The organism is Klebsiella sp. WP3-W18-ESBL-02 (assembly GCF_014168815.1).
Lineage (GTDB): Bacteria > Pseudomonadota > Gammaproteobacteria > Enterobacterales > Enterobacteriaceae > Kluyvera > Kluyvera ascorbata_B.
This window is the reverse complement of sequence record NZ_AP021972.1, coordinates 112,827-127,094: the sequence shown is the minus strand read 5'-3', so window position 1 is coordinate 127,094 and position 14,268 is coordinate 112,827. Positions and strand designations below refer to the sequence as shown.

Annotated in this window: 17 protein-coding genes; 4 read left to right on the top strand and 13 right to left on the bottom strand. The window is 56.3% G+C overall.

Annotated features, from left to right (window positions below; all coding sequences use genetic code 11):
* Positions 1 to 563: 563 nt before the first annotated feature.
* A complete protein-coding gene (locus tag H7R56_RS00600) occupies positions 564 to 1,589 on the bottom strand; it encodes an IS630 family transposase (RefSeq protein ID WP_040118421.1) in 1,026 nt (341 codons plus the stop codon).
* Positions 1,590 to 1,853: 264 nt separating this feature from the next.
* Between H7R56_RS00600 and H7R56_RS00595 the strand changes: the two genes are divergently transcribed.
* A complete protein-coding gene (locus H7R56_RS00595; RefSeq protein ID WP_106924906.1) occupies positions 1,854 to 2,795 on the top strand; it encodes a winged helix-turn-helix domain-containing protein in 942 nt (313 codons plus the stop codon).
* Entirely contained in the window at positions 2,767 to 3,237 is a 471-nt protein-coding gene (locus tag H7R56_RS00590; RefSeq protein ID WP_106924905.1) for a hypothetical protein, read from the top strand. Before H7R56_RS00595 ends, H7R56_RS00590 begins: the two co-directional genes overlap by 29 nt.
* Positions 3,238 to 3,244: 7 nt before the next feature.
* Here H7R56_RS00590 and H7R56_RS00585 read toward each other — a convergent pair whose 3' ends face one another.
* The 12 genes from H7R56_RS00585 to flgB are packed head-to-tail and all read right to left on the bottom strand — an operon-like array spanning position 3,245 to position 13,003.
* Positions 3,245 to 4,252: a hypothetical protein gene (locus H7R56_RS00585; protein ID WP_106924904.1), complete on the bottom strand. Its 1,008-nt coding sequence runs from the start codon at positions 4,250 to 4,252 to the stop codon at positions 3,245 to 3,247.
* A gap of 6 nt (positions 4,253 to 4,258) precedes the next feature.
* Positions 4,259 to 5,170, bottom strand: a complete 912-nt coding sequence (gene flgL, locus H7R56_RS00580; RefSeq protein ID WP_106924903.1) for a flagellar hook-associated protein FlgL — start codon at positions 5,168 to 5,170, stop codon at positions 4,259 to 4,261.
* Positions 5,171 to 5,192: 22 nt separating this feature from the next.
* Entirely contained in the window at positions 5,193 to 6,560 is a 1,368-nt protein-coding gene (gene flgK, locus H7R56_RS00575) for a flagellar hook-associated protein FlgK (RefSeq protein WP_106924902.1), read from the bottom strand.
* Positions 6,547 to 6,954, bottom strand: a complete 408-nt coding sequence (locus tag H7R56_RS00570; RefSeq protein ID WP_106924901.1) for a rod-binding protein — start codon at positions 6,952 to 6,954, stop codon at positions 6,547 to 6,549. The genes flgK and H7R56_RS00570 overlap by 14 nt, the downstream gene beginning before the upstream one ends.
* Positions 6,954 to 8,045 (bottom strand): flagellar basal body P-ring protein FlgI, encoded by a 1,092-nt coding sequence (locus tag H7R56_RS00565; protein ID WP_106924900.1) that lies wholly within the window; start codon positions 8,043 to 8,045, stop codon positions 6,954 to 6,956. The genes H7R56_RS00570 and H7R56_RS00565 overlap by 1 nt, the downstream gene beginning before the upstream one ends.
* A gap of 11 nt (positions 8,046 to 8,056) precedes the next feature.
* On the bottom strand, positions 8,057 to 8,722 hold the full coding sequence (flgH, locus tag H7R56_RS00560; protein ID WP_106924899.1) for a flagellar basal body L-ring protein FlgH: 666 nt from the start codon (positions 8,720 to 8,722) through the stop codon (positions 8,057 to 8,059).
* A gap of 24 nt (positions 8,723 to 8,746) precedes the next feature.
* Positions 8,747 to 9,532 (bottom strand): flagellar basal-body rod protein FlgG, encoded by a 786-nt coding sequence (flgG, locus tag H7R56_RS00555; protein ID WP_106924898.1) that lies wholly within the window; start codon positions 9,530 to 9,532, stop codon positions 8,747 to 8,749.
* Between the two features lie 22 nt (positions 9,533 to 9,554).
* Positions 9,555 to 10,286: a flagellar basal body rod protein FlgF gene (locus tag H7R56_RS00550; RefSeq protein ID WP_106924897.1), complete on the bottom strand. Its 732-nt coding sequence runs from the start codon at positions 10,284 to 10,286 to the stop codon at positions 9,555 to 9,557.
* Positions 10,287 to 10,289: 3 nt separating this feature from the next.
* Positions 10,290 to 11,492, bottom strand: coding sequence for a flagellar hook protein FlgE (gene flgE, locus H7R56_RS00545; protein WP_106924896.1), 1,203 nt, complete (start codon positions 11,490 to 11,492; stop codon positions 10,290 to 10,292).
* Between the two features lie 34 nt (positions 11,493 to 11,526).
* Entirely contained in the window at positions 11,527 to 12,201 is a 675-nt protein-coding gene (flgD, locus tag H7R56_RS00540; protein ID WP_106924895.1) for a flagellar hook assembly protein FlgD, read from the bottom strand.
* Between the two features lie 2 nt (positions 12,202 to 12,203).
* Positions 12,204 to 12,629 carry a flagellar basal body rod protein FlgC gene (flgC, locus tag H7R56_RS00535; protein ID WP_106924894.1) on the bottom strand — a complete coding sequence of 142 codons (426 nt, stop codon included), beginning with the start codon at positions 12,627 to 12,629 and terminating at the stop codon, positions 12,204 to 12,206.
* A 23-nt stretch (positions 12,630 to 12,652) separates the two neighbouring features.
* Entirely contained in the window at positions 12,653 to 13,003 is a 351-nt protein-coding gene (flgB, locus tag H7R56_RS00530; protein WP_106924893.1) for a flagellar basal body rod protein FlgB, read from the bottom strand.
* Between the two features lie 78 nt (positions 13,004 to 13,081).
* On the opposite strand from flgB, the gene flgA reads away from it, so the two are divergent.
* Positions 13,082 to 13,864, top strand: a complete 783-nt coding sequence (gene flgA / locus H7R56_RS00525; RefSeq protein WP_106924892.1) for a flagellar basal body P-ring formation chaperone FlgA — start codon at positions 13,082 to 13,084, stop codon at positions 13,862 to 13,864.
* 104 nt (positions 13,865 to 13,968) lie between these two features.
* The gene (flgM, locus tag H7R56_RS00520; protein ID WP_223878915.1) at positions 13,969 to 14,268 is read left to right on the top strand and encodes a flagellar biosynthesis anti-sigma factor FlgM; all 300 of its coding nucleotides are present in this window, start codon (positions 13,969 to 13,971) and stop codon (positions 14,266 to 14,268) included.

Below are 14,268 nucleotides of genomic sequence, written 5' to 3'. Positions count from 1 at the left end.
AAAATCGCAACACACTGATTTTTATCAGTATAAAAATTAATAAAAATCGCTTCACCTACCCTTAGGCTTATCCTGCGTTGCGCAAACCAGCAATAAAAACGGTTCACGGGGCCTTTTTGATTCTGCCTTAGCAAAAAAATCTCACTTTTTCCTTTTTATTTTCATCACTGACCATTCTTTACATTTCACTTATTTAATAAGCACTATTAACCCTTCACATATTATTACTAGAACATTATTACTGGTATTATCGATTTAAAATAAACCTGTTTTCAGGCGACCATGATTAATTAAAAATTAAGCCCCACTTTATATTTATTTTTTCAGCCCGCGCAAACAATAAACATCCGCATTTAGATCACAGCAATAACACATATAATTCACCAAACGATCACCTAATTAACATTAGTTTTATTTAACGATAGCTGTTAACTTCCCGTAAAACAGACACTGTTTATGCCGCCACTATTGTTAAAAAGCCTGTTGCGCATCACACTTTTATCGCGTAAAAAGGACGCAGGAAAAAATTATTCCTTCCTATTGGCGTATATACCCAATAAACCTCAAGATGCAGGTTTGAGCACCTGAAAATGATCGTTAATTCGGGACGTCAGAAAACCCGCTATCCCCGGTAACGTATGGCTGAAAAATTCAGATATTGCATCCCTGAACTCCCTGCTGTTGCTGAAGTAGCGGTTATTCCGGGCATGTTCGTTCATTAACTTCCACATTCGTTCTATCGGATTCAGGTTCGGGCTGTACGGCGGGAGGTAATGAAGTTTTATATTTACCACCTCCGCCCAGTCTTTCACTAACTGTGAACGGTGATAACCAGCACCATCCAGAATAACATGAACTTTCTGCTGATAATCTGGATAAATTTTACGTATCTCATTGAAAAAACGAGATACGTTGTATTCATTAACCGTTTTATATTCGCAGATTAGCGGATGTTCCGGGGCCTTCAGATTCAGCGCCCCCATGATATTCAGCCGTGTACGACTACCTGTTGTTTTTACCGCTTTTCTCTGGCCTTTACGTATCCAGCCATAACCTATTTTGGTGGCCTGAGTCGGATGGACAGCATCAATAAAAAGAACCGGTTCATCACCTGCGGTGGCTTTGAGTTCCTCATAATATTCAATGAATTGCTTTTGTTTCTCTTCACTGAATTTATGCGGGACGCCTGACGGTTTTTTATAGGTGAAGCCGTTCCGGTGCAGCCACTTATTCATTCCCGGAATGCTGAAAACGATGTTCCATGTCCGCGCGACAAACGCGACAATATCACGGGTATGGTAAAATAAATTGTCGGATAAGTGGCTGATTAAAAAAGCCGTTTGTTCAGCGCTGAGTTTGCTGTCTGAGCCGCCATTTTCGGGCTTCAGCTTGCCTTTGTTCAGAAACTCGCTGATATGGTGGTCAACAGTAGTCTGATGCAGGCGTAAAGCCTGAGCGATCATGGCCGAACTCCAGCCCTCGGAGGCCAGAAGAATGGCTTTAATGCGATCGCAAACGCGCTTATCACGACTGGAGTCATGAAGACGCTCAAGTTCAGCTTTTTGTTGGTCAGTGATAAAGATTTTCATGGGGACAGCATGATCTCCTGTTGCTGAAAAATCAAGCGTCTTCAATGATCACGGGTATATTACGGACGAAAAATTTTCCCAATACCGGTAATATTGACACCTCATCAGGAAGAAAATAACGTCCTCTTTTATCTCCCGCAGGCACGCGGCATTCATTAAGAATTCTAAATGGAGTTATCAACTCAATCAGATAATCGCTGAGGGTTTCAGGTACTCGCAGGATTATCACGGTATGGCTGGAGTGGTTGAATCCATAACGTATAAATGAATAAACGCTATTGCTCCGTAAACAACTGGCTGGTTGACGTCGCCTCAGGCTCGATTCTCCATTTAACCACCGGGGAACGTAAACGCCTGGGGGAATACCAGCTCAAGCTGCTGGATATCCTGGTTCAGGGCGCGGGTAAAATCTTCACCCGCGAAGAGCTGACGACCCTGGTCTGGGAGCGTCGGGTCATCGGCAATAACAGCCTGCCTAACGCCATCCACGCGCTGCGTACGGCGCTGGAAGACGATGGGAAAAACCAGAGAATTATCAAAACTATTCCGCGCAAAGGCTATCTGCTTGAGGCCGAGTATTGCTGCGTCGTGGAGAAAGATGAAGATGAGGTCAACGAGCCTGAAGAAGCCGTCGATGAGCAGGACGCACATCTGCCGCTTTCTGGTTCCGAAGAACCTGTCGCCGCATCCAGCCCGCTAGAGGCTGGCGTTGAAGACGCCCCGGCCGTGCAGACGGTGGCCCCCCGGGTCCCCCACAAACGCCGCTATGGTGTCATGCTCTTTGTGCTGGCGCTGCTGATCACCGCCAGCGCAACGGCAGGCTTCTGCTGGCAGCTGTTTGGCGGCTACAGCGAACGTCTGGTCGCGCGTGAAGTTCAGCCCGGGGTATACGGCAATATCCGTATCTATGCGGTTGAGGCAATAGGCGATCCAAGCTATATGTCGACCAATCTATACAGCAAGCTCAAGGACTCGCTGTATGCGCTAAACCAACAGATAAAAATGCAGTCCGCGACGATGAACGTGTACTTTCACAGCAATAACTCATCGTTAAACTACAGCTTCATGGTGAGCAACGGCTGCGACAAAAAGCAGCTATCCATGGCGATTTACCACTGGCGTACCGATACGGTGCAGCTGAACGATCTTATCCTGCGCGAGACCCGGAGAAAGCTCAATGAACTGGCGACATGCAAATCGAGTTAATCTGCTGATTGTATTGATAATCGCACTGACGGCGCTGGGCGGTCTGGCGTATAGCATGCTGGCGACAACCTCCGCACTCCCCACCGGGCCAGTGACGGGCGGCTTCCAGATGGGGTTTTACGATCTGATGTCGCAGCGTAAAGAGGTTTACAACGTCAATCTGAAAACCACCCGCAACGTGCTGATGGCAACCATCACTAACCCGGACGACAATCGTTTCGTGTTGAAGGGTAAATTCACCCCTACGCAGAAAAAGCAGGGGAGAATCTACTTTAACCTGACGCCCATCTTCTACAGCGCGGAGCAAAAGGGGCTCATGATTGAGGGGCTTGTCGACCAACTGATGTACTCCAACTACTGGATGGAGCCGATCTCACTGAACAACCAATCGCTGGTGGTCGGGCAAAACGGTTCGATTTTCCTCTACCCGATGCCGAAATAACGCGGGCCTATCCCAACAGGTTTTTGACCGTCGCCAGGCGCACGTTGGCCTGCGTTGCCAGCGCCTGCGACAACGCCGTATAGCTGCTGCCGCTGCGCGCCAGCGCCTCACCGAGGCCGCGCGAGGTTTCCAGCGCCTGCTTCGGGCTATAGGTCGTCGCCATGTCGTTTATCCGCGCGCTGACCCGTTCTTGCTGCTGACGCAGACGACTTCGCTGCCCGGTAATATGGTCGAGGGTGTGCTGTAGCTTCACCTGCCCTTCGCGCTCGCGGCGCGTTGACAGCGCCAGCATCTCGTCGCTGCTGGCGCTTTCCGCCTGCGGCGCAAGGAGCGTAAACGCATCCGCCGGATAATGTTTGCCCTCACCACGTACCGTAAGCTGCTGGCTGACCCGCTCCCAGCGGCTTTCGTCAACGCTGAAGGTCAGCTGGCCGCCGGCCTGAGTCGCGTGAATCCCCAACCGCCCGAGCCCCACGTTCAGCTTAATCAACGTCTGGCGCGGCGTCGCGTCTTCCGGCAAGGCAACGGCCACCATCTCACGCTGGCGGCCACCGAGCGAGAACACCAGCGTTTCGCCCCCCGGCTGACTCAGCAGTTTTTCGCTGCCCGGCAGGGTAAAATTGACCGTACTTTTCTGCTCCAGCGACGCCGTCATATGCCGATCGACCGTTCCGCCCGAAAGCTGGGTTCGGCGTGCCAGATGCGTTTGCAGCGCCTGAGCCTGCGCGCTGGCGTCACCGCCGCGCGCGGTGGACTGACGTAGCTGAAGCAGCTGCGTTTCGGTCTTGGCCAGATAGCTATCGGCCTGCTGCACCGCCGTGAGCTGCTGGTTGAGCTGCACGTTATAGCGCATCGGACGGCGCGAAAGCAGCGCCGCCTCGGGAAATGCGCTGCTTCTGGAAACGGCGTCAGGGGCGCTGACGCGGCCAACGCTGTGCGGAGCGTCAATACCGCCGCGCCCGGCGCTTGCCGGGGCGGAGGTGGTCAGAGAGGCTGTTTTTAAACCAACTTGCATAACCGATTACAACATGCTGAAGAGATTAAGCTGGCTGACCATGCTGTACGCCTTATTGGTGATCTGCATTGATGTCATGTACAGCTGAAGATTGATGGTGGTTGTGGCCGAGTCCGCTGCGTTAAGGTCGGTTTCCACCTGCGCATTCGACAGGCTAACGTCGGTGTGCGCATCGCCAATCAGCGTCAGGCGATTCTGACGGCCGCCAAGATCGGTAAACAGCGCGCCCAGGCTATCGCTGGTCGTTTGGGTCATACCGATCATCGCCGAAATATCATCCTGATAATCCGCATAGTTCATATTCGGATCCTGCATATTCTGGCTCAACTCTTTCAGCATATTCAGCATCTTGAGATCGTCGCCAGCGCCGGAAAATGCCTGCGCAACATGGGTGTTTTCCGTAATGGCCACGCCGTTGGCCACCAGAGTTTCACGCGATTGATCGTTCCCGCCAAAAACGTACTGACCGTCCACCAGCTCAACGGCCTTCGTGCCGGTCATGGTGCCGGAAAACAGATAGCTGCCGTTCTCATTTTTGCTATTCATTGTCGCGACCAGTGAGTCCAGCATCGACTCCAGCTCGGCGCCGTAGCTCGCCAGATCTTTCTGGCTCAGCGTACTGTTGTTCGCCAGCTTGAGCTTATCGCTTACCGCCAGCACCTGATTGCTCATTGCCGTAATGTGCGATTCCTGCACCGACAGCGCGCCGCTCAGGCTCGTGATATTGCTTTGATACTGCTTAATTGCCGACTGTTCGCGGCTCAGCTGCACCAGGCGGCTAGCCGCCACCGGGTCATCTGACGGGACGTTGACGCGCTTTTGCGTCGACAGCTGTTCCATCAGTTTGGCGACGCGATTGCCGTTTACGCCGAGCTGCGCCAGCATGGCGTTAGAATTGTTAAGACCGCTAATACGCATGGGTTAGTGCTCCTGATGGCGTTTAGAAAATACCGAGCAGATCGCTGAAGACCTGGTTCCCTGCGGCGATCACCTTCATGTTCGCCTGATAGGCCTGCATATAAACCTGCAGATTGATCGCCTCTTCATCCTGGTTTACCGCGCTCAGGTTGTCGCGCTGCGTCTGGGCTTCTGCGCTGACCGACGTCGCCGCTTCCATCTCGGTCTGGCTCTGTTTGCTGGCAATACCAATGGTGGAAATAATCGCCGCCGCGCCTTCGCTCAGGCTCATATTGCCGAGCCCCGGTATATCGGTTTTTTCGTTTTTCAGTTCGATCAGCGCGTTAAGGTTGTCGCCGTTACCCGGCTCCAGCGGATCGCCGGACAGCGCCAGCTCGTCCGGCGAGAGATCGTTAACCTGAAGCATCCCGGCCGGGTTTGACGGATCGAAGGTAAACAGCGGTTTACCGCTCTGCCCATTCAGATCGAAGCCATCAGCCAACTGATTGTTAAACATGTCGGCCACGGCGGATGCCATCCCCTGAACGGCGTCACTCATCTGCTTTAGCGTGCCCACTTCGTAATCGTAAAGCGCGCCCAGTTGGCCACCGGCCGACGGGTTGAGCGAAAATTCGCTGGTCGAGAACTTCAGCGTCAGCGTTGAGTTGCCGTTGCCGTCCGTGCCAACGCTCAGCTGACCGGCGGTTTTACCGCTGACCAGCGGCTGACCGTTGCTCAGCGCCACGGTGTAGCCGCTGCTGTCGTCGCTCACCTTCACGTCCGCCAGCGAGCTCAGCTGTTTCACCAGCTCATCGCGCTGATCGCGCAGCACGCTACTGTTGCCGCCGGTCGCATCCATCTCAACAATTTTCTTGTTGTAGTCGGCAATACCGCCGCTCAGCGTGTTGATCTGATCGACCATCGCCCCGCGCTGGGTGCCGATTGACGTTTTCTGGCTGGAGATAAAGTCGTTCATGCTGTTGAAGCGGGTCGCCAGGGAATTGGCCTGGTTCAGCAGCTGCTGGCGCAGCGCCTGAGACTCCGGCTGCTGCGTCAGCGCGCTCATGGCGCTGACAAATTCATCCAGACCGGCACCAAGACTGGTGGAGTCCGTACCGATCACCTTTTCCAGCGCGCCAATATACTGGTTGCCCATGCTGTAGTAGTTGGCCTTGGTATTGGTCTGCCACACCTGATTAACCAGATACTGGCTGGAGATACGGCGAATGCTATCCACCTGCACGCCGCTGCCGGGCGAAATGCCGGCTTCGCCCATTGGGCCAACGGCGCTCTGAATAATGCCCTGACGGCTATAGCCGGAGGTCAGATAGTTAGCCGTGTTCATCGACGTTACGTTCATGCCCAACTGGGCCGCCTGTAGACCACTATAGGCGATATTAATCATACTCATGGCTTACTCCTGCCCTTCGGGTCACGGGAACGACGGGCGTATTAAGTTCTTGCGGTTGCCCCTGTAAAGCGGCCACCTGCGCGTCATTCTTAAGCGGTGCCGCGGTTTGCGGCGTCAGTTGGTTTATGATCATCTGCGCGATACCGGTGCTGCGCTGAGAGGCCAGCTCGGACGCCATCTTGTCATCATAAAAATCACGCATCATGCGCTGCTGCTTACTGTTAAACGGGTTATCTTCTCCCAGCACGTCAGCGGCTTTACGCATCTGCGATAGCATCGATTTCAGCATCAGCGCTTCAAACTGTTCGGCCGCCTGCTCAAGATTCTGCGGCTTTACCTGCCCGGTCATATCGCCGGGCAGAATTGCGGTCTGGCGGTTAATGGCATCCAGCATTACATCACCACCAGTTCAGCATCCAGCGCGCCCGCTTCATGCAGCGCCTGCAAAATGGCCATGGTGTCATCCGGCGCGGCGCCCAGGCTGTTTAAGGTATTCACAATGCTGCGCAGGCTGGTACCGGCAGAAATGGTCACCATCTGGCCGCGACCGCGATTAACGCTGACGTCGCTCTCCGGCGTGACCACCGTCTGGCCCTGGCCGAACGCGTTCGGCTGGCTGACGTTGGAAGACTCGCGAATAGTGACCGTCAGGTTGCCGTGGGAGACCGCAGCGGCGCGCACGATCACGCCATCGCCAATCACCACCGTGCCGGTGCGGGCGTTAAACACCACGCGCGGCGGCTGCTTACCGGCGTTAATCTGCACGTCTTCCAGCGCCGACATAAAGGCGACGCGCGCACCGGCGCCCATCGGCGCGCGTACCGCGACGTTGGTCGCGCTCTGCGCCGTCGCCGTGCCCGAGCCAAAGGCGTTATTCAGCGCCACGGCAACGGTGTTGGCGGTTTTAAAGCTTGGCCGTTTGAGGTTAAGCATCACCATCGGCTCCTGCTGGAAGTCACTGGCGATTTCACGCTCAACGGAACCGCCGTTCGGCACGCGGCCTACGGTCGGGGTGTTAATCGTCACGCTGGAACCGCTGTTGCCCTCGGCCTTCACGCCGCCGACCACCACGTTCCCCTGCGCTAACGCGTACACTTCGCCATCGGCGCCGCGCAGTTGGGTAAGCAGCAGCGTACCGCCGCGCAGGCTTTTGGCATCGCCGATTGACGAGACGGTCACGTCAATACTCTGACCGAGGGAGTAGCCCGGCGGTAGCGTGGCGCTGATCGCCACCGCCGCCACGTTCTTCACCTTCGGATCGATTTTGGCCGGCAGCTGCACGCCGAACTGGCGCAGCATATTGGTGACCGATTGACTGGTGAACTTCACCTGGTTTTTATCACCGGTACCGTCAAGGCCGACCACCAGGCTGTAGCCAATCAGCTGGTTGCCGCGTACGCCCTGGATATCCACCACGTCACGCAGCGGCTGCGCCACGGCGCCCGCGCTGAAAAGACACAGCAAAAAGAGGATCCGTTTCAACATTATGGCCTCCGTCAGATAGGGAACAGCGGGTGGTTGAAGAAGCGCACCAGCCAGCCAGCGGCGTTGGCATCGCTCAACGCGCCGCGCCCGGCGTAGGAGATGCGCGCGTTGGCAATGCGCTGCGACGATACCGAGTTATCGCGCTCAATATCATCAGCGCGCACCAGCCCGGTGACGCGCATATACTCGTCGCCCTGGTTGAGGGTGAGCCACTTTTCACCGCGAATCGCCAGCACGCCGTTAGGCAGCACTTTATAGACCGCCACGGTGATCGCGCCGCGCAGGCTGTTTTGCTGCTGCGACGTGGCGCTGCCGTTGAAGTTACGGTTGCCGTCTACTGAACCAGAGAGCTTATCGACCGAGTGGCCGAAGGCTTCCGGCACCCCAAGGGAGACGTCGTTCTTCTTGCCGAAGTTGGTCCGCGCCTGCTTGCTGGCCTGCGTGGATTCGTCCAGCTTCACGGTCAGAATGTCACCCACGCGATAGGCGCGGCGATCCTGAATCAGCGACCAGTTATAGCCACTGTTGTAGACGCCGCCGCTGCGTACTTTGGTTTCCGGCATGGCAAAATCTTCCGGCGGCGCATACGCCGCGTCGTCTTTGTGCACCAGCAATGCCGGGCTTTCACAGCCCGACAGCAACAGTGCCAGCAAAACGACTACTACCTGCTTTTTCATTGCGTTCTCTTTACTGCCCTGCCGTTACATCGACTGCGTGACAAACTTCAGCATGTCGTCTGCGGCAGAGACCATTTTGGCGTTCATTTCATAGGCGCGCTGTACGGTGATCATGTCGACCATCTCTTCAACGACCTGCACGTTTGAGCCTTCCAGCGACCCCTGCTCCAACTGGCCAAACGCCTCTTCACCCGGCACGCCCTCTACCGCTTCACCGCTGGCGGCGGTTTCGAGATACAGGTTGCCGCCGATGGCTTCCAGGCCGGCCGGATTGACGAAATTCACCAGCGTTAGCTGGCCCAGCTCAACCGGATCGGCCTCGCCCGCAACGGTGGCAGTAATGGTGCCGTCTTTGCCAATCTGGATATCTTTGACGTTGTCCGGCAGCTCAATCTGCGGGATCAGCGGCAGGCCCTGGGCGTTGGTCAGCACGCCTTCCGGCGTTTTTTGCAGGTTGCCGGCGCGGGTATAGGCGATATCGCCGTTGGCAGTCTCGACCTGGAAAAAGCCCTGTCCGGAAATGGCAACGTCAAGGCTCTGCCCGGTGTTCTGAATGCTGCCAACGGTGAACTCTTTCTGGGTGCCGACAATCTTGACCCCGGTACCGTACTGAATACCGGTCGGGGAGACGTTGTTCTGATCGAGCTGGCCGCCCGGCGTACGCTGGTTCTGATAGAACAGATCGGCGAACATCGCACGGTCGCGTTTAAAACTGGTGGTGTTAACGTTCGCCAGGTTGTTGGAGATGGCGGTCATTTTGGCGTCCTGCGCCGCTAAACCAGTTTTACTAATCCATAAAGCGGGATTCATCTGTATTCCTTAATTCGTCTTCTTAGGTGCCGCGAATCAGGCGGTTGCCTGCGGTTGCCAAATCTTCTGCAGCCTTCATCATCTTGATCTGCGCTTCGAACTGACGGTTGAGCGCAATGCTGGAAACCATCTCACCGATAGCCGACACGTTGGCCGCCTCCAGATGTCCGGCGGCCACCGTGACGTCTTCATCACGGGGGGTGAACGCGGCGTTGCTGACCAGAAAACCGGCGTCGTTCTTACTGAGCTGGCTGGCCGGAATATTCACCAGCTTGACGCGGTCAACCTCCATCGGCGCGGCAATGTCGCCATCTTCCGGGACAATGGTGATGACCCCATCCTCGGCAATCGACACGGAAGAGAACGGCGGCAGCACGATAGGGCCATTGTCGCCCTCCAGCGGCAGGCCGCTTACCGACAACTCGCCGTCGGCGTTGACGTCAATCTGGCCGTTACGGGTGTAGACCTCACGCGGGCCGCTGCGCAGCGCAATCAGCCCGTCGCCTTTGACGGCAATGTCCAGATCGCGGCCGGTTTCCCGTACCGCGCCCGGCGCTAAATCCACGCCGCCCTGGGTAGGCTGCGCCAGATAGCGGGAGGCATACCCCTCGCCGCTGACCTGCTGGGTCAGCGCCTTATCGAGATCGCTGCGAAAGCCCTGGGTATTGACGTTTGCCAGGTTGTTAGCGTGAATCTCCTGCTGCGACAGGCTGCGCGAGGCGCCGCTGACCGCGGTGAAAAGTAGGCGATCCATCGATTACACCGCCTGGAACAGCGCGCTCATCATGCTGTCGTTGGTGCTGATAACTTTGGTGTTCGCCTGGTAGTTGCGCTGGGCGGTCATCAGCCCCACCAGCTCAGAGGTCAGGTCGACGTTGGAAGATTCCAGCGCGCCGGACACGATGGAGCCCAGCAGACCGGAACCCGGCGTGCCGGTCAGCGGTGTGCCGGAACTGGCGGTTTGCGCCCAGGTAGTGCCGTCCTGCGATTGCAGACCGTTCGGGTTGGTAAAGTTCGCCAGCACCAGCTGACCTTGCAGCAGGCGCTCCCCGTTGGAGAAGGTGGCGTAGACGCTGCCGTCTTCGTCAATCGCCTGGCCGGTACGCTCGCCGGAGGCATAGCCGTCGCCTTTATTTTTACTGACCGAGAAGTCGGAGCCGTACTGCGTGGTGCCGCTGTAGCTCATGTCCAGAGTAATCGCGTCAGCGCCCGCAATATCGGCGGTCAGGGCAACCGAGCCGCTCGGGTCCGTCAGAATACCCTGGCTGTTGAACGTCAGGTTTTGCACCTGATTCACACCACCGCTGGTCACCGGCTGATCGTCCATGTAGTAGTGCACTTGCCATTCGTTCTCGCCGGTTTTGACGAAGTACTGGTTCAGCGTGTGTTCACGGCCCAGCGAATCATAAACCTGCGTGGTGTAGGAGTTGTTGTAGGAGGTATTGTCTTTATAGTCGAACGGCGAGGTGGCCGGGACTTCCGCTCGCGCATCAATATTGGCGGTAAAGTCGATGCTCTCGGTGGCTTTTGCCGGAATGGAACCGCTGCTGATGGTCAGGTTGCTGATGGAACCCACCTGCAGCGTGCCGCTGGCGTCGACCGGATAGCCCTGAAGGTACATGCCCAGGTTATTCACCAGGTTGCCGTTGCTATCGGTACCGAAGTAGCCCGCACGGGTATAGGCGGTCGTCCCCGCGCTATCGCGAACCATAAAGAAACCGTTGCCGTTAATCGCCAGATCCAGCGCGGTGCCGGTAGAGGTGATGCTGCCCCCTTTGGTGATGCTCTGGGTCACGGCAGAGACGCCCACGCCCAGCGGCTGGCTTTCGGCGTACAGCGCGGAAAACTCAGCGCGGCCGGACTTAAAGCCCACGGTGCCGGAGTTGGCAATGTTGTTCGAGATAGCGTTCAGCTGTTCGGTAACGGCATTCAGACCGGAAGTTGCAATACTAAAGCTCATAATCGTTCCTGTTTAATTCGCTGCCTGATTCACTTCAGGCTGTATTTTTTGCGGTGGTGCCAAACTGGGTAATGTTGTTGTAGGCAATCTCGCCCAGACCGTTGATGTTCAGTACGGTCGAGCTGCCGTCGAGCGGAATGCGCACGTTGCTGACCACGCCGCCGACTTCAATCGGCACGTTCTCTTCGCCGGTATCGGTCACCACGCTCAGGGTGTATTTCCCCTCGCTCAGGCCCAGTTCTTCCGGGTCGATGGTAAAGTCCACCTGGCCCGCTTCCTGTTTGCCCAGCTCAATCTTGTGCTCCACGCCGGCAGAGTCTTTCACGATCACCGTCACCACGTTGGCGGCGTGCTCCAGGGTCAGACGGCCGTCGAGGACCGTTTCGCCGTCGCTTTCAATCGAGCCGGTCTGCACCATCACGTGCTGCCCGACCAGATTGCCGGTGGTGAGAGTCTGCAGGTTGTCCATCAGCACGGAGCTGTTGGCCATCAGCTGCGACATGGTTTCCATCGACTGCACCTGGGTGAGCTGCGCCAGCTGGCTGACGTACTCGGTGCCGTCAGTGGGGTTCAGCGGATCCTGATTCTGGATCTGCGCCACCAGCAGCTGCATAAACATGGTATTCATGCCGGAAGCGGTATTGCTGCTGACGACGCCGTCCGTACTGCTGGACGCGCGGCTGTCGGTGTAGGCGCTATCTACGTTCATCGTTATGCTTCTCCCAGTCGCAGCAGGCTTTGCTGCATGCTTTTAACGCTGTTCAGCACGTCGACGTTGGTTTCAAAACCACGCGACGCGGACATCATGTCGGCCATCTCTTCCACCACGTTGACGTCCGGGTAGTAGACGTAACCGTCGGTGCTGGCCATCGGGTTATGTGGCTCGTAACGCTGTACCGCACTGCCGGTTTCGATAACGTCCATCACCTGCACGCGCGCGCCGGTCAGCGCGCGGCTTTGCATCAACTCATCATTTTTATAAACCGCTGCAAAAACCGGGCGGCGCGCTTTATAGGTGCCGTCTTCGGTCGCAGAGGCGGTTTCCGCGTTAGCGAGGTTACTGGCGATGGTGTTAAGACGAACGGTTTGCGCCGTCATCGCCGATCCCGACACGCGATAGATATCCGAAAAAGCCATAATCCGTGGTTACCTGCGTTGGTTTACTTACCTTCAATGGCCTGCTTGAGGCCAGTGAACTTCATGTTTAAAAAAGCCAGGCTCATCTGATAGTCCTGGGTGTTCTTCGCAAACTCGGCCTGCTCAACGTTCAGCGACACGGTGTTCCCGTCCGAAGCGGGTTGATAGGGCACGCGATACATCTCCTGCGCTGACGTCTGCTGAGAAAAACTCGACCGCGAGCGTTGCATCTCAGAGGCAAAATCAATATCTTTAGCCTGGAAGTTGGGGGTATCGACGTTTGCCAGATTGGCTGACAGCAACTCTGCTCGGGAAAGTCGAAGTGCTACAGCCTGTGGATGAACGCCCAATGCTTTGTCAAAAGTAATACTCACAATTCACACCCTCGTGAAACTAAAACCTGCTCGATCTGCGCTTTCGTATAGCAATTTTCATGCCAAGGTTTTAACTACATGATTTATAATATTTTTGTTCATTTATTTCGCGCAGGTGTGAAACGGGATTTCCGCTTCCTCGCGGGCTTTTTCCTGCTGGCGCTGGCGAGCAGTGTGCCCGCCGCCGAACGCCCCACCAGCGCCCGCAAGCAAATTTACGTCGCCGTCCAGCTCCACGCGGCCGACATCGTTCGCCAGGAAGCCAAACGCCGTCAGTGGCCTGAATATCAGGCGAAGATGAACCTGTTTATTCCTGCGGAAGCCTCGCAGTACGCAACCTGTCGCCAGGAACCGGCGGTTTCTCTGCCCGGCGGCGACCGTCTCGACCTCAACCGCCTGCGTTTTGACGTCCGCTGCGCCGATGCCAGCGGCTGGGATATTGCCGTCACGGTCAAACCGGATATCTATCTGCCGGTCATCGTCGCCGACAGCGCCCTCGATCGCGGCCAGGTGATCACCGCCGACCGTATCGCCATCCGCAAATTCAACATCAGCAGCACCCGCGGCGACTACCTGACCAAACCAGAAGACGTTATCGGGATGACCGTCAAACGCCGCGTGCGCGATCGCCAGCCGATTATGCTCAGCCAGTTGGATTCGCCGACGCTGGTTGACCGCGGCCAGCGGGTCATGATGGTGGCGTCACAAAACGGCGTGGAGGCCCGTACCATGGGTGAAGCCATGAAGAAGGGTCGCAAAGGCGAGATGATTAAGGTGAAAAATGAGAGCAGCGGGCGCGTGGTCAGCGCCATCGTCGCCGATATCGGCGTGGTGAACATGGTGTACGCCAGCGGGCAGTAAAAAACTTCCTCTTCCGTTTAAGTTACCGGCCCCGCAGGCCGCTCTTTACTGACAACGGCGCAGGAAGTCCTGCTTCCGCAGGGCAAGGCTCATACGCAACCACAATAAACAATCAAAACGAGGGCGAAGCGATGAAAGTTAGCGCGACACAGTACAACCTGACCACCGCAATCAATAAAGCAAGCAGCGCGGAACAAACCCGCACCGTGGCGCAGGAAGGCTCCAGCGTGACGCGCAGCGCCGCCATCGATCCCGTACTGGGCGATGCACAAACCCAGCTGAGCACGCTGCCGGAAGTGGACATGGCGCGCGTGGCCGAAATGAAAGAGGCCATCAGCAGCGGCAAAATCAGCGTTAACGTTGATGCGCTGACTGACGCAATGCAGAAGTATTTTCAGAGGTAA